General features: G+C 67.9%; 18 protein-coding genes and 1 tRNA gene. 11 read left to right on the top strand and 8 right to left on the bottom strand.

Annotation, left to right across the window (positions count from 1 at the left end; translation table 11 throughout):
• Window positions 1-2: 2 nt before the first annotated feature.
• Window positions 3-1,595, bottom strand: a complete 1,593-nt coding sequence (murJ, locus tag U1872_RS19245) for a murein biosynthesis integral membrane protein MurJ (RefSeq protein ID WP_332794540.1) — start codon at window positions 1,593-1,595, stop codon at window positions 3-5.
• Between the two features lie 129 nt (window positions 1,596-1,724).
• On the bottom strand, window positions 1,725-2,237 hold the full coding sequence (gene secB / locus U1872_RS19240) for a protein-export chaperone SecB (protein ID WP_332794539.1): 513 nt from the start codon (window positions 2,235-2,237) through the stop codon (window positions 1,725-1,727).
• A 189-nt stretch (window positions 2,238-2,426) separates the two neighbouring features.
• Here secB and U1872_RS19235 point away from each other — a divergent pair, with 189 nt between their 5' ends.
• From U1872_RS19235 to U1872_RS19220, 4 genes are all read left to right on the top strand, one after another.
• Window positions 2,427-3,071: a Tim44/TimA family putative adaptor protein gene (locus U1872_RS19235; protein ID WP_332794538.1), complete on the top strand. Its 645-nt coding sequence runs from the start codon at window positions 2,427-2,429 to the stop codon at window positions 3,069-3,071.
• Window positions 3,071-4,357: a murein transglycosylase A gene (mltA, locus tag U1872_RS19230; protein ID WP_443025418.1), complete on the top strand. Its 1,287-nt coding sequence runs from the start codon at window positions 3,071-3,073 to the stop codon at window positions 4,355-4,357. Before U1872_RS19235 ends, mltA begins: the two co-directional genes overlap by 1 nt.
• A 7-nt stretch (window positions 4,358-4,364) precedes the next feature.
• Entirely contained in the window at window positions 4,365-4,991 is a 627-nt protein-coding gene (locus U1872_RS19225; protein WP_332794536.1) for a Smr/MutS family protein, read from the top strand.
• 66 nt (window positions 4,992-5,057) lie between these two features.
• The gene (locus U1872_RS19220; protein WP_332794535.1) at window positions 5,058-6,746 is read left to right on the top strand and encodes a putative bifunctional diguanylate cyclase/phosphodiesterase; all 1,689 of its coding nucleotides are present in this window, start codon (window positions 5,058-5,060) and stop codon (window positions 6,744-6,746) included.
• A 42-nt stretch (window positions 6,747-6,788) separates the two neighbouring features.
• On the opposite strand, the gene U1872_RS19215 is transcribed toward U1872_RS19220, so the two are convergent.
• From U1872_RS19215 to lepA, 3 genes are all read right to left on the bottom strand, one after another.
• Window positions 6,789-8,633 carry a putative bifunctional diguanylate cyclase/phosphodiesterase gene (locus tag U1872_RS19215; RefSeq protein WP_332794534.1) on the bottom strand — a complete coding sequence of 615 codons (1,845 nt, stop codon included), beginning with the start codon at window positions 8,631-8,633 and terminating at the stop codon, window positions 6,789-6,791.
• Between the two features lie 241 nt (window positions 8,634-8,874).
• Window positions 8,875-9,456, bottom strand: a complete 582-nt coding sequence (locus tag U1872_RS19210) for a hypothetical protein (protein WP_332794533.1) — start codon at window positions 9,454-9,456, stop codon at window positions 8,875-8,877.
• A gap of 44 nt (window positions 9,457-9,500) precedes the next feature.
• Complete coding sequence (gene lepA, locus U1872_RS19205; protein ID WP_332794532.1) at window positions 9,501-11,357, bottom strand: translation elongation factor 4; 1,857 nt, start codon at window positions 11,355-11,357, stop codon at window positions 9,501-9,503.
• A gap of 104 nt (window positions 11,358-11,461) precedes the next feature.
• On the opposite strand from lepA, the gene U1872_RS19200 reads away from it, so the two are divergent.
• Window positions 11,462-12,430: a CsgG/HfaB family protein gene (locus U1872_RS19200; protein ID WP_332794531.1), complete on the top strand. Its 969-nt coding sequence runs from the start codon at window positions 11,462-11,464 to the stop codon at window positions 12,428-12,430.
• A 316-nt stretch (window positions 12,431-12,746) separates the two neighbouring features.
• Window positions 12,747-13,286: a peroxiredoxin gene (locus U1872_RS19195; RefSeq protein WP_332794530.1), complete on the top strand. Its 540-nt coding sequence runs from the start codon at window positions 12,747-12,749 to the stop codon at window positions 13,284-13,286.
• On the opposite strand, the gene U1872_RS19190 is transcribed toward U1872_RS19195, so the two are convergent.
• Window positions 13,270-13,803 carry an AAA family ATPase gene (locus U1872_RS19190; protein ID WP_332794529.1) on the bottom strand — a complete coding sequence of 178 codons (534 nt, stop codon included), beginning with the start codon at window positions 13,801-13,803 and terminating at the stop codon, window positions 13,270-13,272. The genes U1872_RS19195 and U1872_RS19190 overlap by 17 nt on opposite strands.
• Window positions 13,800-14,372: a nicotinamide riboside transporter PnuC gene (gene pnuC / locus U1872_RS19185; protein WP_332794528.1), complete on the bottom strand. Its 573-nt coding sequence runs from the start codon at window positions 14,370-14,372 to the stop codon at window positions 13,800-13,802. Before pnuC ends, U1872_RS19190 begins: the two co-directional genes overlap by 4 nt.
• A 115-nt stretch (window positions 14,373-14,487) precedes the next feature.
• Here pnuC and U1872_RS19180 point away from each other — a divergent pair.
• The 5 genes from U1872_RS19180 (at window position 14,488) to U1872_RS19160 (ending at window position 20,267) form a co-directional block, all read left to right on the top strand.
• Window positions 14,488-14,564: transfer RNA gene (locus tag U1872_RS19180), tRNA-Pro, on the top strand.
• 213 nt (window positions 14,565-14,777) lie between these two features.
• Window positions 14,778-18,170 carry a polysaccharide deacetylase family protein gene (locus U1872_RS19175; protein ID WP_332794527.1) on the top strand — a complete coding sequence of 1,131 codons (3,393 nt, stop codon included), beginning with the start codon at window positions 14,778-14,780 and terminating at the stop codon, window positions 18,168-18,170.
• A gap of 59 nt (window positions 18,171-18,229) precedes the next feature.
• The gene (gene modA / locus U1872_RS19170; RefSeq protein ID WP_332794526.1) at window positions 18,230-18,988 is read left to right on the top strand and encodes a molybdate ABC transporter substrate-binding protein; all 759 of its coding nucleotides are present in this window, start codon (window positions 18,230-18,232) and stop codon (window positions 18,986-18,988) included.
• A complete protein-coding gene (gene modB / locus U1872_RS19165) occupies window positions 18,989-19,678 on the top strand; it encodes a molybdate ABC transporter permease subunit (RefSeq protein ID WP_332794525.1) in 690 nt (229 codons plus the stop codon). It begins immediately after the preceding gene.
• Complete coding sequence (locus U1872_RS19160) at window positions 19,668-20,267, top strand: ATP-binding cassette domain-containing protein (protein ID WP_332794524.1); 600 nt, start codon at window positions 19,668-19,670, stop codon at window positions 20,265-20,267. The genes modB and U1872_RS19160 overlap by 11 nt, the downstream gene beginning before the upstream one ends.
• A 36-nt stretch (window positions 20,268-20,303) precedes the next feature.
• On the opposite strand, the gene U1872_RS19155 is transcribed toward U1872_RS19160, so the two are convergent.
• Entirely contained in the window at window positions 20,304-20,984 is a 681-nt protein-coding gene (locus U1872_RS19155; RefSeq protein ID WP_332794523.1) for a type 1 glutamine amidotransferase domain-containing protein, read from the bottom strand.
• Between the last annotated feature and the right edge of the window lie 49 nt (window positions 20,985-21,033).

Here is a 21,033-nt window from a genome sequence, read left to right as displayed (position 1 = left end):
GCTTATTCCTGAACGGGTTTGGAGGTCGCGCCGCGCTTGCGCAGCAGCGCTTTGATGTCGGCGATGCGATACGCGCCGGTGAGGAAGCACGCCACGCCATAGACCGCGCTGCCCGCGCCGACCAGCACGCCGAGGGCGGCATAGCGCACGATCAACGGGCCGCCGAGATAGGGATCGAGCAAGCGCTCGGACGCGAAGATCGTCGCGCCCATCAGCAGCGCCGCCAGCAGCAGCCGCGGCAGCTTGCGACGCAGCGCGGCATCGGCGACGAAATGCCCGCGTCGCGCAAGCGTGCGATACAGCATCGCGACATTGACGGTCGAGGCGAGCGCGGTCGCGAGCGGCGGGCCGACATGCCCGATCAGCGGGATCAGGACGAGATTGCCGATGATGTTCACCGCAATCGACATCATCGCATAGCGCACCGGCGTGCGCGTATCGCCGCGGGCGTAATAGCCCGGCGTCAGCACCTTGACGAGCACGTAGGAGGGCAGGCCGATCGAGAAGGCGCTGAGCGCCCAGCCGCAGCGCCGCGCGTCCATCGCGTCGAACTTGCCATATTCGAACAGCCCGCGGACGATCGGCTCGGCGGCGATCAGGAACGCGACCGTCGCCGGCAGCGTGAGAAACAAAGCGAGCTCGATCCCGCGATTCTGGGTCTCCATTGCCGCTGTGTCCTGCCCGGTCGACAGCAGGCGCGAGATCGTCGGCAGCAGGATCGTCCCGAGCCCGATGCCGATCAGCCCGAGCGGGAGCTGGTTCAGCCGGTCGGCATAATAAATGTAGGTGATCGACCCCGACGCCAGCAGGCTGCCGGCGAGCGAGGTCGAGATCAGCAGGTTGATCTGTGACGCGCCCGCGCCCGCCGCGGCGGGGACGATCAGCCGCAGCATCTCGCGCACGTCGGCATCGAGGCGGGGCATGCGCAGTCGCATGTCGACCCCGGCGCGGCGGCAGGCGAGGATCAGCCACGCCAATTGCAGCACGCCGCCGACGGTGACCGAGATCGCCTGGACGCGCGCGGTCTCATATTCGTCGGCGCCGTGGAACAGCCACAGCCCGCCGATCATCGCGAGGTTGAGCAGGATCGGTGCGGCGGCGTTGACCCAGAATTTGTCGAGCGAGTTGAGGATCCCGCCCAGCAGCGAGGCGAGCGAGATCAGCGCGAGATAGGGCAGGGTGATGCGCGACAGCGTCACCGCGAAGGCGAATTGCTCGTGCGTCGGGTGCTGCCGCGCGAAGCCGCCCGACAGCAGATAGGTGATCGGCCAGGCGGCAAGCAGCATTGCAACTGTGAAGACGATCAGCACCGGCAGCAGCACGGCGAGCGCGCGCTCGGCAAAGGCGTAGCCCGCGGGCAGCCCGTCGGGCCCAGAGGCCTTCTTGTTGAACAAGGGGATGAAGGCGGCCGAGAAGGCCCCTTCCGCGAACAAGGCGCGGAACATGTTGGGCAAGCGGAAGGCGACGCCGTTGAACGCGTCCGAAGCGAAGCCCGCGCCGACATAGCGCGCGGCAAGCGAATCGCGCAGCAAGGCGAGGATGCGGCTGACGAGCGTCAGGCCGCCGACCGAGCCGAGGGATTTGACGAGGTTCATTGCGCCATCAGCCCGATACCCATTTCGTCACCCCGGACTTGTTCCGGGGTCCACCGGGCCGCGCGCCGATCGGCGGCAAATGTGCGGCGCGGTGGACCCCGGGACAAGCCCGGGGTGACGCAGCTAGGCTTACGCCGTGCCGAACGCGCCCGACGCTTCGCCGGCTTCCTGCTGCTGCAGGAACACCGCGGTGAAGTCGATCGGCTCGAGCATCAGCGGCGGGAAGCCGCCGTCGCGCACGGCATCGGCGAGCACGCGGCGCGCGAACGGGAAGAGCAGCCGCGGCGCTTCGGCCAGCAGGAACGGCTGGAGATGCTCGAGCGGGAAGTTGCGCAGCCCGAAGAGGCCGGCATAGGACAGGTCGACCAGGAACGCGACGGTGCCCTCGGCCTCGGCCTTGACCTCTATCCGCAGGATGATCTCGTACACATCCTCGCCGACCTGTGCCGATGCGATGTTGAACTGCACGTCGATCGCGGGCGGGGTGGTGTTCTGGTAGATCGCCGGTGCGTTGGGATTCTCGAACGAGAAATCCTTCACATATTGCGAGATCATTCCCGCGGTCGGCGTCGTGTCGGCGCCATTTGCCATCGGCTCGCCACCAACCGTGGTGGTGATGAAGCCGTCATCCTGCTCGCTCATGGAACTCGTCCTTGCTTTGGCCGTATAGTCGCCACAGCCTTGTGGCATCGAAGGCGCGCGCCTAGCAGGGGGTGGGGCCGAGTTCAACATGGGGAGCCGCGCCGATGGACGGTCGCCTGTGATCACTGCGTTTGAAACATCGGCGTGTTACGCCTATGTAACCTTAGTATTGAAAGCCCCGGAGGCCGCGTGTTCCTGATTGTAATCCTCGCGATGGTCGCCGGCTTCCTGGCGTTGCGTCTCTACATGGTCCTCGGCAAGCGGACCGGGCACGAGCAGCCGCTGCCGAAGCCGGCTGAGGATCGCACGCCGCTGACCGTCGTGCAGCGCCCGACCGAGGCGCTCGGCGAGAGTCGCGAAACCGTCAGCCGGATGGTCGAGCCGAAGGCCGAAGCCGGCGTACGCGCGATCATCGCCGCCGACTCGTCATTCGACGTTACGCGCTTCCTCGACGGATCGAAGGCGGCTTACCGCATGATCCTCGAGGCCTTCTGGAAGGGCGACGAGGAAGAGCTCGGCTGGCTCGCCGAAGACGACGTGCGCGATGCCTTCACCACCGCGATCGCGGCGCGCAACAGCGCCGGCCACGTTCTCGACAATCGCCTCGTTTCGATCGAGCGGGCAATCATCGCCGATGCGACGCTCGAGGGTAAGCTCGCTCGGATCACCGTCCGCTTCGACGCCGACATCGCCGCAATCACGCGCGATGCCGACGGCGTCGTCATCGCCGGCTCGATGACCGATGCGGTCGAGACTCATGACGCGTGGACCTTCGCACGCACGCTGAAGAGCAGCGATCCGAACTGGAAGCTCGCCGACACTGACGAGGCGTGATGCCGATGTCGGGGGACGGAGCGGGTAGCTTCGCCGCGGCCACGGTGTTTCGCCGCGGCCGTTTGGTGGCGAGTGCCACGCTCGCGTTATTGCTGGCCGCTTGCGTTGGCGGCGGCCAGGTCGATCGACCCGGTCCGGTCCCCAATCGTCCGGTCCCCGCGCGCCGTCCCGTCGCCGCCACGCCGATCACGCCGCAAGCTGCCGCGACCGTCCCGGGCGCGCCGACGGCGCGCAGCGCGGGCCTGGTGGCGGGGCCACCGCTCTACACCCTGCCGATCGACGATGCGCAGGCGGCGCGCGCGCTTGTCGCGTTCCGCGCGACCTGTCCGTCCCTGCAACGCCGCACCGACGCATCCGGCCTGACGCAGGGCGCCGACTGGCAGCCCGCCTGCACTGCAGCGGCGACGACCCCGCCCGGCGGCGCGCGCGCGTTTTTCGCGCAATATTTCGAAGCGGTGCAGGTCGGTGACGGCAAGGCATTCGCGACCGGCTATTACGAACCCGAAATCCGTGGATCGCGCGACCGGCAACGCGGCTATGACGTGCCGATCTACGCGCGGCCGAGCGACCTGATCGACGTCGATCTCGGCCTGTTCAGCGACACGCTCAAGGGCAAGAAGATCCGCGGTCGCGTGTCCGGCAAGAGCTTCATCCCGTATGACGACCGCACCGCGATCGAGGATGGCGCACTCGCCGGCCGTGCGCCGATCATCGCCTGGGCTGCCGATCCGGTCGAACTGTTCTTCCTCCAAGTCCAGGGATCGGGTCGACTGCGTCTGCCCGACGGGTCGGTGATGCGGATCGGCTATGACAGCCAGAACGGTCGCGACTATACCGGCATCGGCGCGCTGATGAAGAAGCGCGGCCTGCTCGCCCCCGGACAGAGCTCGATGCAGGGCATCGTCGGCTGGCTCCACGACCACCCCGACGAGGGCCGCGCGATCATGCGCGAGAACAAGAGCTACGTTTTCTTCCGCGAGCAGACCGGCCCGGCGCTCGGTGCGCTCGGCATCGGCGTGACCGGCGGCGTGAGTGCTGCGGCCGATCCGCATTTCGTCCCGCTCGGCGCGCCGGTGCTGCTGTCGATGGACCGCGCCGATGCAAGTCGGCTGTGGATCGCGCAGGATACCGGCGGCGCGATCAAGGGCGCCAATCGGATCGATACCTTCTGGGGCGCGGGCGCCGATGCAGAGGCAACTGCGGGCGGCATGGCGGCGCGCGGCACCGCGTTCCTGCTGCTTCCCGTTGGCACGCTGCAGCGCCTGGGTGCTGCGGCCGGGGGCTGAGCCGCCGATGGCGACGCGCTCGCTCAAGCCCGAGGAAGCGGCCTTGTGGGCGCGGGTGATGGCGGGTGTCCGCCCGTTGCGCGCACTGCCGGTCGCGCCACCCAAGCCTGTCCCCGCGTCGCGCGCGGCGCCCACCGCCCGGACGAAGCCTGCAGCGCCGCCGCTGGCGCCATCCGCCGCGCCCGCGACGCACGCGCGCGTCAAGACGTCCGCGGCGCTGATCCCCGCGCAGCGAAAGGCGCCGGCTGCACCGAAAGCGCCCGCGAACACGCTCGACGGAAGCTGGGACCGGCAGCTGGCGCGCGGCCTCGTCGCCGTCGACCGCACGATCGACCTGCACGGCCACACGCTGCATTCCGCCTATGACATGCTCGATGCCGCGCTCGGGGCGGCGATTCGCGCGGGCGACCGCACGATCTTGCTGGTCACCGGCAAGCCGCCGCGCCCGGCGAGCGACCGCCCGTTGCCGCCGGGCACGTTCCGCGGCGCGATTCGCGCCGCCACGGGCGACTGGCTCGCCGGATCGCGCCATGCGTCGGCGATCGCCGCGGTGCGCGCGGCGCATCCTCGCCACGGCGGCGCGGGCGCCCTTTACATCGTTCTCAAACGATCGCGCGGGTCGCAAAAGTCTTAACCTTTTGCTGGCACGTTTGCTTCGGGCCCGAGCATTGGCGCGGGGAGGGAGTGGCGCATAACTGCAATGAAGGAGGTCACGCTCAAGAGCCGTGCCATCGCTTTCGCGATGTGTGCCGGGGCGGTTGCCTTCATTCTGGCGCTCTCCGCCACGTCGGCGGGCGGCGTCGACGTCAGCAATGTCTCGCGTGCGCTGATCCCCGCGGTCGTCTGCGCGGTGTTGTGCTGGGCGTCAGCAGAGCGCAGCATCGCTGGCACCGCGAGCGCGATCGACGCGGCGATCGCCCGACTCGCTCGTGCTGCACAGGGTGATCTCGCCGGTGACATCCCGGCCGAAATCGGCGAAAACGTGCCACAGCTCGCATCCGCCATGCACAGTCTGTTCGAACAGTTGAACGCCAATCTCGACAGCGTGAGCCGGCTGGCGATGTTCGACGCGGTCACCGGGCTTGCGAATCGCACCAATTTCCGGCGCACCTGCGATCGCATGCTGGCCGATCTGCCCGCCGGTCGGCCGGGGGGCGGGGTGGGTGCGCTGTTCTTCGTCGATCTCGATCGCTTCAAGGCGGTCAATGATACGATGGGTCATGCCTGCGGCGACATATTGCTCGGCATGGTCGCCAATCGTCTGCGGGCAGTGGCGGATGGCGTCCCGCTTCGCAGTGACAACACGGCGCCGCTCATCGGGCGGCTGGCCGGCGACGAATTCACCCTCTTCTTTCCCGCGGTGCACGATCCCGCCGAGGCGGCGCGGATCGGTCGCAACCTGCTGTTCGCGCTCGCCGAACCGTTCGACCTCGCGGGCAACGCGGTGTCGATCGGTGCCTCGATCGGTATCGCGTTACGCCCGCAGCATGGCGACGCTCTGCCCGAACTGATGCGGGCGGCTGATGCTGCGATGTATTATGCCAAGGGTAATGGTCGCGGACGGGCCGAGCATTTCAGCGTGGAGCTCGCCGCGCGGATTGCCGAGCGGGCCACGCTCGAGAGCGACCTGCGCGAGGCGATCGAACGCGACGAGTTCACGCTGGTGTATCAGCCGCAGGTGACGACCAGCGACGAACGAATCGTCGCCGCCGAGGCCTTGCTGCGCTGGCGCCATCCGCGCGAGGGAATGCGGTTGCCGCTGACCTTCCTGCCCTGCGCCGAGGAAAGCGGCATGATCGTGGAGATTGGCGAGTGGGTCGTCCACACCGTGGCCGAGACGATCGCGCGCTGGGCGCGCAGCGGGATCGAACAGCGTCTCGCGGTCAACATCTCGCCGCGTCAGATCGACCACGCCAGCTTCTTCCGTCGGCTGCGCGAAACGATGGCCGTCGCCCGCGCGCCGGCGCGGCTGCTCGAGCTCGAGATTAGCGAGACGCTGGCGATGCAGTGCAGCGACGACGTGCTCGAGGCGGTCGCCTTGCTGCGCGGCGACGGCGCGACGATCGCGATCGACGATTTCGGCACCGGCTATTCCAACCTGCCGCGCTTGCGCGCGCTGCCGATCGATCGCATCAAGCTCGACCGCAGCCTGATCGAGCATATCGCCGACGATGCCAACGCGCGCACCATCGCGCAGGCGGTGATCGGGCTGATCCACGGGCTCGGGTGCGAAGCGGTCGGCGAAGGGGTCGAGACGCACGCGCAGGCCGAGATCCTGCGGGTGATCGGCTGCGACGTGATCCAGGGCTATGCGGTCGCCGCGCCGATGGACGAGCGCGACTTCATCGCTTGGAGCCAGAGCGAGGTGCGCTGGGCGGCAGTCGGCTGAACGGCTGCCCGTCGCGAAGGCCGCGCGCGGCGCCGCCGTCCGCTAGCCGCTGATGCGGAGCGCCTTGGCCGGCTGCCACAAGGTTTCCTGCGCGCGGTATTTCGCCAGGAAATCGGCGAACGCTGTCGGGCGACCGAACAGATAGCCCTGAAGCTTGTGGCAGCCCGCGAGGCGCAGCAGCATCGCCTGCTCCTCGGTTTCCACGCCCTCGGCGATGATCCGCATGTCGAGCCCGATGGCGAGGAAGATCGCACCCGCGATCAGCATCGATGCCTTGCTGTCGGCATGGAGCCCGACGACCAGCGACTTGTCGATCTTGATGTGGCAGAAGCCGTAGGACTGCAGATATTGGATGCTGGTGAAGCCGGTCCCGAAATCGTCGAGCGCGATCGACATGCCGAGCGCCTTGAACGCGTCGATCGCGCGCACCGCACGCTCGGGATTCGCCAGTAGATAGCCCTCGGTAATCTCGAATTGCAGCCGCTCCGGCGGGAAGCGTGTCTGTGCGAGGATACGGGCGACCTGCCGTTCGAACGCCGGATCGCGGAACTGCGCCGGCGAGACGTTGACGCTGAGCTTGAGATTGCCGAGCGGCAGCACGTCGCGGCAGCCGCGCTCGAGCACGAACAGGCCGAGCGGCTGAATCTGACCGGTCGCCTCGGCAATGTCGATGAAGTCGTCGGGCTCGAGCGCACCGGCCGGGCGGCGCGGCCAGCGGACCAACGCCTCGGTCGCGACGATCGCACCGCTTTGCGCCTCGACCACGGGCTGATAGAAGACTTCGAATTCGTCGTTGGCCAGCCCCTTGGCGATCTGGTCCTCGATCGCGAGGCGGTGGAGCCGCCCCTGGTCGAACGCGACGTCATAGGCCGCGATCTCGCCCTTGCCGCGCATCTTGACGGTATACATGGCGGTATCGGCGCGGCGCAGCAGCTCGTGCGCGCGCAGCGGCCCTTCGGCATTGCCGGCGATGCCGATGCTCGCGCTGACCTGCAGGATGTGGCGTTCGACCAATACCGGCAGGCAGATCTCGTCGTACAACCGTCGCGCCAGCGCATTCGCCTCGGCGGTCGCGCCATCGGTCTCAATCAGCACGGCGAATTCGTCGCCGCCGACGCGCGCCAGCATCGCGTAAAGCGGGCACGCCGCGCGCAGCCGTTCGCTCAGGCTGGCGATGAGCGCGTCGCCCGCCTGATGGCCGTGCGCGTCGTTAATCTCCTTGAAGCCGTCGAGATCGATGAACATCACCGCCAGGCAGTCGCGCGGCAGCGCCGGGCGGCTTTCGAGGCGATCGAGCCGGGCCAGCAACGCCCGCCGGTTCGGGAGACCGCTCAGCGCATCGGTCAGGGCAATGCGGGAATTTTCCTCGCTCAGCCGCTCGGCTTCGATCTGGCGGATGCGCAGGTCGCGCTGCGAGTTGATCAGTCCGGAGAAATCGAGGTTGTAGCGATGCGTGACGATGATCATGCCCCCGCCGACCAAAGCCAGCACGCACGCCTCGACCAGCATCCGCCCCTCGTCGACGAACGAAAAATAGATGCTGAACGCGAGCGTGCTCGTCACCGCGACGCGCATCGCCGCGGTGCGGATGCTCATCAGGCAGAAGACGCTGCTGACCTGGGTCAGCGCCAGGAAGAAGGTGACGTGGCCGCGCTCATAGGCGTCACCCAGTTCGTAGATCGACATGCACCACAGATCGAAGGCGATCGTCATGCCGAGCGCCAGGTTGCACGTCCGTCGGATCAGCCGGGCGATCTCCGCGTCGCCTAGCGTCTTCCGGCCATCCTGCCGCAACCACCATATGGCCCGGAGCGAGGCCATCGTGCACATCGCCGCGGGTATGACGAACGTTTTGATCAGCGCGTCGGCACGATAGAAGTCTATCATGAGAGCGACCGCGCTGCTCACCAGGATGAAATAGGATAGCGGCACCTGCTTGACAAAGGAACGGAACTGCGCGCGCGCCAGTTCGGCGTCTCGCGTGTCGACTTCGAACAGGGATGCTACGCCACGTAAGATCGTCTGGGTTCCTGTCGCTAGCGGATCGAGCGTTGCTGCTCCTCGCTGTGCGCAGTCGGCGCTAAAGGCCTCGTAAAAAACTCCCTATGTAGAAACACAGGGGCCGCGCTCAATCGCGCGATCGGCGCTTGGAGGCCGGCGCGAACGGATCGCGCGGGATCTGGCCGGCGCGGTCGCGTGCGCGCGGGCGGGGCGGCGCCGCTTTGAACAGCGCGACGCAGCGTCGCAGTTCGGCCACCGCGGCACCGCTTCCCGCCAGGTCGAGCGCCTCGACCGGCACATCGCCGCGCGAGATGTCGAGCGCGTTCGACCCCGCCAGATATTCGGGGAATTTGGCCTCGAAGCTCGTCACGAAGCCTTGCTTGCCGTCCGCCGCGATGCCGACGACCGGATGATCGACATACCCGCCGCTCGACAGCCGAAAACGCAGCTTCAAGGCCTGCCTTGGCTTGATCGACCAATTGTCGTTGAGCACCGACAGGCGGTTGCTGCCGTCGACGTCGAGCCCGAGCAGCAAGGTCGTCGCGCCTGTGCCGTCATAGGTCCGGGTCGCGAAGCAGCCGCTCTGGTCCTTGCTCGCCGCCACCGTCCAGTCGCCGAGCGTGTGCAACGCATAGTCCTGCGCGGCGGCGGGCGCGGCGGGGAGCAGACCGGCCGCCAGCGCGAGCGAGAGGTGCATCGATGTCCGCATGGGGCTCCTCATCGTCCCGACAAACCCGCCGCGCGCGGTTGCGCTCAGCTCTCGTCGCCCATCCGCAGCGCGGCGATGAACGCCTCCTGCGGGATCGACACCGAGCCATATTCGCGCATCTTGAGCTTGCCCTTCTTCTGCTTGTCGAGGAGCTTGCGCTTGCGGCTGGCGTCGCCGCCGTAGCATTTCGCGGTGACGTCCTTGCGCATCGCGCTGATCGTCTCGCGCGCGATCACCTTGCCGCCGATCGCCGCCTGGATCGGGATCTTGAACAGGTGGCGCGGGATGAGATCCTTCAACCGCTCGACCATGCCGCGCCCGCGCGTCTCGGCGGTGCCGCGGTGGACGATCATCGACAGCGCGTCGACCGGCTCCTCGTTGACGAGGATGCTCATCTTGACGAGGTCGCCCTCGCGCTTGCCGATCTGCGTGTAGTCGAAGCTGGCATAGCCCTTCGACAGCGACTTCAGCCGGTCGTAGAAATCGAACACGACTTCGTTGAGCGGCAGCTCGTAGGTCGCCTGCGCGCGGCCGCCGACATAGGTGAGATCCTTCTGGATCCCGCGCCGGTCCTGGCAGAGCTTCAGCACGCTGCCGAGATATTCGTCGGGGACGTAGATGACGGCCTGGATCCACGGCTCGGAAATGCTCAGGATCTTGTTGGGATCGGGCATGTCGGCGGGGTTGTGCAGCTCGATCGTCCCGCCGCCGTGCGTCAGCTCGATGTCATAGACCACCGACGGCGCGGTGGTGATGAGGTCGAGATCATATTCGCGCGTCAGGCGCTCCTGAATGATTTCGAGGTGGAGCAGGCCGAGGAACCCGCAGCGGAAGCCGAAGCCGAGTGCGGCGCTGGTTTCCATCTCGAACGAGAAGCTCGCGTCGTTGAGCCGCAGCTTGCTGATGCTCTCGCGCAGTTTCTCGAAATCGGCGGCGTCGACCGGGAAGAGGCCGCAGAACACCACCGGCTGGACTTCCTTGAAGCCCGGCAGCGCCTCGGTCGCGGGGCGTTTGGCGTCGGTGATCGTGTCGCCGACGCGGGTCTGCGCGACTTCCTTGATCTGCGCCGTGATGAAGCCGATTTCGCCCGGGCCGAGGTCGGTCAATTGCTCGATCTTGGGGCGGAAGCAGCCGACGCGGTCGACCAGGTGCAGCGTGCCGGCCTGCATGAACTTGATCTGCTGGCCCTTCTTGAGGACGCCAGCGACCACGCGCACGAGGATGACGACGCCGAGATACGGGTCGTACCAGCTGTCGACGAGCATCGCCTTCAACGGCGCATCGGCATCGCCCTTGGGCGGCGGGATGCGCGTGACGATCGCTTCCAAGACTTCGGCGATGCCGATCCCGGCCTTGGCGCTGGTCAACACGGCCTGGCTCGCGTCGAGGCCGATCACTTCCTCGATCTCGGCCTTGACCTTTTCGGGGTCGGCGGCCGGTAGGTCGATCTTGTTGATGACGGGGATGATCTCGTGATCATGCTCGATCGACTGATAGACGTTGGCGAGCGTCTGCGCCTCGACGCCCTGCGCGGCATCGACCACCAGCAGCGCGCCTTCGCACGCCGCAAGACTCCGGCTGACCTCGTAGGCGAAGTCGACATGGCCGGGCGTGTCCATCAGATTGAGGACGTAGTCGATGCCGTCCTTGGCGGTATAGCGCAGGCGCACCGTCTGCGCCTTGATGGTGATCCCGCGTTCCTTCTCGATGTCCATGTTGTCGAGCACCTGCTCGGACATTTCGCGGTCGGTGAGGCCGCCGGTCGCCTGGATCAGGCGGTCGGCGAGCGTCGACTTGCCATGATCGATATGCGCGATGATCGAGAAATTGCGGATGTTCTGAAGAGGGGTCACGAATTCGCCCGGATGAGTGCTGCGGAAGGGAAAGAGGGCCCATAGCATCGCATGTCGCCGGGCACAAAGCCCGTCGCTTAGCGCCGTATTCTGCCTATGCCGCCCGCGCGAATGGCTGTATTGGCGACGTAACGATGTTCAGCGGGGGCAGTATGGCGAAGTTTTCAACCGGAATGGCAATTGTCGCGGTGTTGGCGGGTGTGCCGATCGAGGCGGGGGCGCAGCGGCTGGCCAAGCCGTCGGGCACGCAGAAGCTGCAGGAAGCGACGATGAACGACGTGCCGCGCTGCGCGCGCAAGCACGGCACGATCTCGATCGTCGATGGCGACGATTCGCGCGGCTGGACGCAGTACAATCTGGCGCCGCCGCAGAAACTGCTCAAGGTGCTGGTCGCGCGCTCGGGCTGCTTCAACCTCGTCGATCGCGGAAGCGGGCTGCAGGCGGCGCAGCGCGAACGCGACATCGGCGGCGATCTCGGGCTGCAGCGCGGCGCCAATGTCGGGCAGGGGCAGATCAAGGCGGCCGATTACGTGCTGCAGGCCGAAGTGCAGGGCGCCAACAGCAATGCCAGCGGTAGCGGCGTCGCGGCGGGGATCGGCGGACTGCTCGGCGGCCCGATCGGTGGGCTCGTCGGCGGGGTGCGCAGCCGCAAGATGGAAGCCAATGTCGTGCTCTCGATCACCAACGTCCGCACGACCGAGACGCTCGCGACCGAGGACGGCTATGCCGCCAAGAACAGCCTGAGCTTCGGCGGCGGGGGCGGGGTGTTCGGCGGCGGCGTCGGCGGCGGTCTGGTCGGCGGCGGTTACGACAACACCGATATCGGGCGGATCGTGACGCTCGCCTTCATCCAGGCCTATTCCAAGCTCGTCACCGAGCTCGGCTACACCAACCCGGGCGACACCGGCACTGCCGAGGCGGCACCCGCCAAGACCTTCATGACGCAGGGTCCGGTTGCGATGCGCAGCCTTCCGAGCGCGACGGGCAAGGCCGTGCGGACGCTGCCGCCCGGCGCGATCGTCTATCCCACCGGCAAGAAGGACGGGATGTGGTGGGAGGTCGCCGACGAGAATGACAATGTCGGCTGGGTGCTCAACACCAAGCTCGCGCCGTCGCGGTAGGAGGGAAACGCTACCCCCCCCCCCGTTCGCCCTGAGCTTGTCAAAGGGCTGCCCTGCACACGCGAGCGGCGCGTTGAGGGAGGGGGGCTTCGACAGGCTCAGCCCGAAAGGTTTGGGGGAAAGCCCTTCTGCGTCACCCCCGGGTTCGTCCCGGGGGCCACCGCGCGGCGCATGCTTCGCTCGGCTTTTACACGGCACGGTGGAGCCCGGCACAAGGCCGGGGTGACGGTTGGGGGCGGCGTGCGGATCCGCCGATCGTGCTGGCGGTGCGCCAAGCGGCGGGGTAGGATGCGGCACTATCCCAGGAGACGATGCCATGAAGTTCGCTGTTCCGCTTATCGCCACTGCTACCGCCGCCCTCCTCGCCGCCGCGCCTGCCAGCGCCGCGCTGAAAGTCGGCGATGCCGCACCGAACTTCTCGACCGAGGCTGCCCTCGGCGGCAAGACGCATCCCTTCTCGCTGGCGGCGGCGCTCAAGAAGGGGCCCGTCGTGCTCTACTTCTTCCCCGCCGCCTTCACCTCGGGTTGCACCGCCGAGGCGCACGCCTTTGCCGAGGCGGCCGACGATTTCACCAAGCAGGGCGCGACGCTGATCGGCCTGACCGCGGGCAATGCCGAGCGGATCAAGGAATTCTCGTCGGTCGAATGCCGCGACAAGTTCCCGGTCGGTCTCGCCACGCCAGCGACGATCTCGGGCTATGACGTCGCGCTGCCGCAAAAGGCCGGCTGGACCAACCGCACCTCGTACGTGATCGGAAAGAACGGCAAGATCGCCTATGTCCTGTCCGAGATGGCGCCCGCCGGGCACATCACCGGCACGCTCGCCGCGGTGAAGGCGCTCAAGGCGAAGGGCTGATCTCGCCCTGTCCCGCCGCCTCGATCGCCGCCAGCGCGGCGGCGAGGCGCGCGGGGCCCTGGCCGCCGACGATCGCATAGCCGAGCCCACGCCGGTCGAGTTCGGCGCGCGACAGGTCGAAGAAGCGTTGGCGCGCGGCGGCGCTGCCGAACAGGCGCGTGCCGTCGTCGATCCACGGCAGATCGATATCGAGCAGCAGATACAGGTCGGCGGTGCCGTGCCACGCGTCAAACCACGGATCGCGCGCGCCGAAGAGCATGTCGGCCCACACCGCGGTCATCAACGGATCAGTATCGAGCAGCAGCGGATCGGCGCCCGTCGCCAGCGCCGCGCGCGTCTGCGCATCGTGCTGCTGCGCGATTTCGACCAGATCGGCCATGGTGAACGTGGTGCCATGCGTCTCGGCGAAGGTGCGGCCGTATTCGGGCACGAAGATCGTGTCGAAGTGCGCCGCGAGCTGCGGGATCAGCGTCGATTTGCCCGTGCTCTCGGGGCCGTGCAGGCAGATCGTGCTCATGCCGCGACCGCCGTCCGCCGCGCGACGCGGCGCCAGTCGATCAGCCCCCAGATCGCGAGCACCAGAAAGATCGAGTAGAGCAGCATCGTCAGTCGCAGTCCCTTCGCGGCATACAGCCCGACCGAGCCGATATCGACCGCGATCCACAGCCACCAGCTTTCGAGCTTGCGCCGCGACTGCAGGATCTGTGCGACGACGCTGACGATCGCGAGCGTCGCATCGAGCCAGGGGAAGGACGCATCGGTGAAGCGGAACATCGCATAGCCCCAGCCCGCGCTGCCCACCGCCGCCGCCGCCAGCCACAGGAGGCGCTCGCGGTCCGGCAGGGTGCCGACCGCGATTTCGCCGGTTTGGGCTTTGACGCGCGACCAGTTCCACCAGCCGTAGATTTGCAGGACGAAGAAGAACAGCTGCAGCAGCGCGTCGCTATAAAGCTTGGTATGGACGAAGATCACCGCATAGAGCGCGACCATCGCCAGCCCGAACACGTAGTTCCAGATGCTGCGCAGCACGACCAGCGTGACGTTGGCGAGCCCGAGCCCGAAGGCGATGATTTCGAGGGCGGTCATTGCCCCACCGCGTAGCAGCGCGATTGCGCCAGCGTCGAGCCTTGCGCGCGGCCATGATGATTTTCCGCTTGATAGTCCCGGGCCGCCGGTCTACGCGCTGCGCCCTGCAATGTGTCGGGGCGTGGCGCAGTCTGGTAGCGCACTGGTCTCGGGGTCCAGGGGTCGTAGGTTCGAATCCTATCGCCCCGACCATTGCAGCGATTGACGAGTCTTCCGTGAGCATCGCTCCGGGCCTCGCACTCCCGCTTCCCCGTTTGCAGTCCACCCCGATCGCGATCCGGGCCGGCCGGGTGCGTCTGCCGCCAGGGCCCGGCGGGTGAAGCGTTTGTCATCTTGGCGTAGGCATTGCGCCATGCCAAAGCTCCGAAGCGAACCTTTCAGATGTTGCCCGAGGACACCGATCGCATGAGCCGCGCGCCCGTTTTCTACGATGCCTCGGGCCGGCGGCGGCGCCGCTTCGCGATGGCGGTGATCGCGTTCGTGCTGCTCGTGGTGATGGCGGTGGTTGCGCTGGGTATCTCGATCGGCGCGGTGCCGCGCGCGCCGCTGCTGCCGGTCGAGGCCGAACATGCCGCGCTGACCAAATTGCCGCCACCGCACGAGCCGTTGCTGCGCCGCGCGCGCCACGGCCTCAGCGGCTATGCCCGCCTGCTCGGTGCGCCGGCACGCGGCGTCGGCGTCGACCAGCCGCTCGCGATCGCGTTCCACGTGCCGTGGGATCCCTCTTCGACCGCCTCGCTGCGCCGCCACATCGGCGAGCTCGACTGGCTGGTGCCGGGCTGGGTGTCGGTGACCGGCGCGAACCACCACATCACCGTGTTCCGCGACACGGCGGGGCGCGAGATCATCAACCGCGCCACCCCGCGCCCGCTGATCCTGCCGATGATCCAGAATGCGATCGACGGAAAATGGGATTCTGCGGGCATTGAAGCGCTGCTGCGCGATCCCAAGCTGCGCAAGAAATTCCTCGACACGCTCGAGCCGTGGCTCGCCGCCAACGGCGCGGGCGGCGCGTTCTTCGATTTCGAGGAACTCTCGCCCAAGGGGCAGCAGGATTTCCTCACCTTCCTGCGCGAGACCAAGGCGCGCTTCGCCAAGCGCAACTGGGTGATCGGCATCGCGGTGCCGGTCGGTGCCGCCGCGGACGAAGCGGGCGGCGAGGCCGGCTGGAACATCGGCGCCTTCGCCAAGGTGGTCGATCGCGTCGTGCTGATGGCGTATGACGAGCATGAGGTCAGCGGCGAGCCGGGCCCGATCGCGTCGCAAAACTGGTTCGAGCAATCGGTGTCGCGCGCAGTGAAGAATGTCCCGCGCGACAAGATCATCGTCGCGATCGGCAATTACGGCTACAATTGGCACGACGGCACCGGCGAACCGCTCGCCATCGACGAAGCGTGGGAAACCGCGCGCGAATCGAGCGCCATGCCGACCTTCGACCGGCAGAGCGGCAATACCGGTTTTGCCTATGACGAAGCCGGCACGCGCCATGTCGTGTGGATGCTCGACGCGGCGTCGGCCTATAACCAGATGCGCTGGCTGCAACGTGTCGGGCTGAGCGGCATCGGGCTGTGGCGCCTGGGATCGGAAGATCCCGGCCTGTGGTCGATCTTCGGGCGCGCGCATCGCACGCTGCCGCCGGCGCCGGTGATCGAGAACATTCCCGCCGGTACCGACGTCGACATCGACGGCAGCGGCGAGATCCTCAAGATCGCCGGCGTCCCCGTAAAGGGCGTGCGGCGCGTGCAATATGGCAAGGACGGCGCGATCGCCAATGTCGCGTTCCAGACGCTGCCGTCGCCTTATGTCGTCGCGCGCACCGGCTACAAGCCGGGGCTCGTCGCGCTGACCTTCGACGATGGCCCCGATCCGAACTGGACGCCGAAGATCCTCGACGTCCTCAAGCAGAAGAAGGTGCCCGGCACCTTCTTCGTGATCGGCGAGAACGTGCTGACGCAGCGCGCGCTGGTCAACCGCATGGTCGCCGAGGGGCATGAGATCGGCAGCCACACCTATACCCATCCCAATCTCGCCGGCGCGACGCAGGCCGAGACGACCTTCCAGCTCAACACCACGCAGCGGCTGTTCCAGGCGTTCACCGGCCATACGCTGCGGCTGTTCCGCGCACCCTATTTCGGCGACGCCGAGCCGAGCACCGCGGACGAAATCGACCCGGCGCTGATGGCGCAGGATCGCGGCTATATCTCGGTCGGCCTGCACGTCGATCCCGGCGACTGGAAGCGGCCGGGGGTGCAGCAGATCATCGATTCGACGATCGCCGAAGTGACCGATCCGAAGGGCGTATGCGAGGCGACCAACCCCGATCCGCAATGCAGCCGCAACATCGTATTGCTCCACGACGCCGGCGGTGACCGTTCCGAAACGGTCGCGGCGCTGCCCGTGATCATCGATCAGCTGCGCGCCAAGGGCTACACTTTCGTGCCGGTCTCGACGCTCGCCGGAATCCCGAAGGACGTCGCGATGCCGACGCTGTCGCCCGCGGATCGCGCCGCAGCGGAGACCGACCTGTTCATCTTCTCGGTGCTTGGCGGCGGCGTCGTCGCGCTCGGCTGGATCTTCTTCTTCGCGATCAGCATCGGCATCGCGCGCGCGATCATCCTGTCGGCGCTCGCGCTGCGCCAGGCGCGGCGCGAGGGCAAGAAGGTGTTCCCGGCGATCGACCCGGCGCGCTTCGTCACGGTGATGATCCCGGCGTTCAACGAGGAACTGGTGATCGAGCGCGCGGTGCGCGGTGTGCTCGCCTCGACCGACGTGCAGATCGAGGTGATCGTGATCGACGACGGATCGACCGACGACACCAGCGAAGTCGTCGCCTCGGCCTTCGCGCAGGATCCGCGCGTCAAACTGCTGACGCTCGAAAATGGCGGCAAGGCGAGGGCGCTCAACCAGGCGCTCGCGCTCGCCAAGGGCGAGATCGTGATCGCGCTCGATGCCGATACGCAGTTCGAGCCGACCACCATCGCGCGGCTCGCGCGCTGGTTCGAGGATCCCAAGATCGGCGCCGTCGCGGGCAACGCCAAGGTCGGCAATCGCGTCAACCTGCTCACCAAGTTCCAGGCGGTCGAATATATCACCGCGCAGAATCTCGAGCGACGCGCGCTCGCCAGCCTCGATGCGATGACGGTCGTGCCCGGCGCGGTCGGGGCTTGGCGGCTCGCGGCGATTCAGCAGGTCGGCGGCTATCCCGACGACACGCTGGCCGAGGATCAGGATCTGACGATCGCGATCCAGCGCGCGGGCTGGGCGGTGACCTATGATCAATATGCCGTCGCCTGGACCGAATCCCCCGAGACGATCAAGGGCCTCGCCAAGCAGCGTTTCCGCTGGGCGTTCGGCACGCTGCAATGCCTGTGGAAGCACGGCATCATCATGGCGACGGGCAAGCCGCGTGGCCTCGCTCGCGTCGGGCTGCCACAGGCGATCCTGTTCCAGATCGTCTTCGCTGCGATCTCGCCGATCATCGATCTCGCGCTGCTGGTCAGCTTCGTGATGACCTACATCGCGGTGCAGGCGCATGGCTGGGCGCAGACGCAGCACGACGTCGAGAAGATGCTGCTCTACTGGCTGGTGTTCACCGCGATCGACCTGCTGGCGGCGACCGTGGCGTTCGCGCTCGAGCGGCGCGAGCAGTGGCGTTTGCTGTGGCTGCTGATCCCGCAGCGCATCGGGTACCGCCAGATCATGTATTATGTCGTGCTCAAGGCGATCACGCAGGCGCTGCGCGGCCCCCGCGTCGGGTGGGGCAAGCTGGTGCGGACCGGGCGCGTGCAGGCGGGGTGAGGCCTGGCGGGGCAGGTTTCGCTATATGCGGGTCGATACAGCTGTCGTATGGACCCGCCATGCGACATTTCTTCCTGCTGCTTCTCCTGCTCACCGGCATCGCGCCTGCCGCCGCGCAGCCCCGCCCGCAGCGCCCGCTCGTCCTGGCGGCGGCGAGCCTGCAGGAATCGATGACCGCCGCCGGGCACGCCTGGGCGGCGCAGGGGCATCCCGAACCGATCGTGTCGTTCGCCGCGTCGTCGGCGCTCGCGCGGCAGATTGCGGCGGGGGCGCCGGCCGACCTGTTCGTGTCGGCGGACGAGGCGTGGATGGATGATCTGGCGACCAAGCGCCTGCTCGCGCCGGGCACCCGCGCCGACTTTCTCGGCAACCGGCTGGTGATCGTCGCGGCCAAGACCGACCGCACAGCCATCCCGCTCGCGCCGGCGGCACTGGCGCGGGTGCTCGGGCGCGGACCGCTGGCGATGGCCGATCCCGCCAGCGTGCCCGCAGGCCGTTATGGCAAGGCCGCGCTGGCGAAGCTCGGCGTCTGGTCGCAGGTCCAGCCGCACGCCGTCGCCGCCGAGAGCGTGCGCGCCGCGCTGGCGCTGGTCGAGCGCCGGGCCGCGCCGCTCGGCATCGTCTATGCGACCGACGCCCGCGCATCGTCGGCGGTGCGCATCGCGGGGGTCTTCCCGCCGCACAGCTATCCGCCGATCCGCTATCCGCTGGCGCGCCTCGCCGCCTCGACCAATCCCGAGGCGGAGGGCTTCCGCCGCTTCCTGCTGTCCCCGCGCGGGCGCGCGATCTTTGCGCGCTTCGGCTTCAGCGCGCGCTGAATGCTGAGCGCCGAAGAGTGGGGCATCGTCCTGCTGTCGCTCCAGGTCGGCGGGGTGGCGATGGCGGCGATGCTGCCGGTGGCGTTCGCGCTCGCCTGGCTGCTCGCGCGCGGGCGGTTTCCGGGGAAGATCTTGCTCGACGCGCTGGTGCATCTGCCGCTGGTAGTGCCGCCGGTGGTCACCGGCTGGGTGCTGCTGCTCGCCTTCGCGCCCAGCGGCGTCTTCGGCGCGCCGTTGCAGGCGTGGTTCGGCGTCTCGGTACTGTTCCGCTGGACCGGCGCGGCGATCGCGGCGGCGGTGATGGCGCTGCCGCTCACCGTCCGCGCGATCCGTCTGTCGATCGAGGCGGTCGACCAGCGGCTCGAGAGCGCCGCGCGCACGCTCGGCGCGGGGCGCTGGCGGGTGTTCTGGACGATCACGCTGCCGCTGAGCGTACCCGGCATCCTCGCCGGCACGGTGCTCGGCTTCGCGCGCTCGATCGGCGAGTTCGGCGCGACGATCACCTTCGTGTCGAACGTACCCGGCCAGACGCGGACGCTGCCGCTCGCGATCTACGGCGCGTTGCAGCAACCTGGGGGCGACGCGATGGCGTGGCGGCTCGCGGGCATCTCGATCGCGCTGTCGCTGGCGGCGCTGGTCGCATCCGAACTGCTCGCGCGGCGGCTGGGGGCGGGGCGGCATGACCTTTGACGTCGATATCCACGGGCGGATCGGCGAGACCGTCATCCGCTTCCGGATCGAGCCGGCGGACGGGCTGACCGTGCTGTTCGGCCCATCGGGAATCGGCAAGACGACGGTGCTGAACATGATCGCCGGGCTGATCGACCCGGCCGAGGGGCATATCCGGGTGGCCGGGGAGACGCTGTTCGATGCCACCGCCAGCGTCCCGCCCGAGCAGCGCCGCGCCGGCTATGTCTTCCAGGAGCCGCGGCTGTTCCCGCATCTGCGCGTGCGCGGCAATCTGCTGTACGGGGCGGGGAAGGGCGCCGAGATTGGCGACCGGCTCGATTTCCTCGGCATCGGCGGCCTGCTCGACCGCTGGCCGCGGACGCTGTCGGGCGGCGAGGCGCGTCGCGTGGCGATCGGGCGGGTGTTGCTCAGCGACCCGCGCTTCCTGCTGCTCGACGAACCGCTCTCCTCGCTCGACCGACCGCGGCGCGAGGAGGTGATGCAGGCGATCGAGCATATCCGCGACGTGCTGCGCCTGCCGATCCTGATGGTCACGCATGATCCGGAGGAGGCCGCGCGCCTCGGCACGCGCGTGATACGGATGGACTGACGGGGAGGCGCCGCCCGGGCGCCTCCCTATCGCCGCTCAGGCCTTCAACGCGGCGAGCAGCTGCTGTGCGGCGGCGGCCGACGAGGCCGGGTTCTGGCCGGTGATCAGCAGGCCGTCCTGGACGACGTGGACACCCCAATCGCCGGTCTTCTCATAGTGCCCGCCCAATGCGGCGAGCTCGTCCTCGACGAGGAAAGGGACGACCTTGGTCAGCCCGACCGCTTCCTCCTCGCTGTTGGTGAAGCCGGTCACGCGCTTGCCCTGCACCAGCGGAGTGCCGTCGGCGGCCTTCACGCGACGCAGCGCGCCCGGTGCATGGCAGACGAGCGCGACTGGCTTGTCGGCGGCGACGAACGCTTCGATCAGGCCGATTGACGCCGGGTCCTCGGCGAGATCCCACAGCGGGCCGTGGCCGCCCGGATAGAAGACGGTATCGAACGCCGCCTGGTCGACGCTATCGAGCCGCACGGTGCTCGCCAGCTGCGCGGTTGCCGCGGCATCCGCCTCGAAGCGGCGCGTGTCGTCGGTCTGGCTGTCGGCTGCAGCGCTCTTGGGGTCGAGCGGCGGCTGGCCGCCGGCGGGTGAGGCGAGCGTGATCTCGGCACCGGCGTCCTTGAACACATAATACGGCGCGGCGAGTTCCTCGAGCCAGAAACCGGTCTTCTCGCCCGTGTCGCCAAGCTGGTCGTGCGACGTGAGCACCATCAAAATCTTCATATCGGCTGCTTTCTGATTTGCGAAAATCGCGGCACGGTCACCGCGCTGC

Source organism: Parasphingomonas frigoris (assembly GCF_036663815.1).
Classification (GTDB): domain Bacteria; phylum Pseudomonadota; class Alphaproteobacteria; order Sphingomonadales; family Sphingomonadaceae; genus Sphingomonas.
Note: the sequence above shows the minus strand (reverse complement) of the source record. Positions and strands in the feature narration are given on the sequence as shown.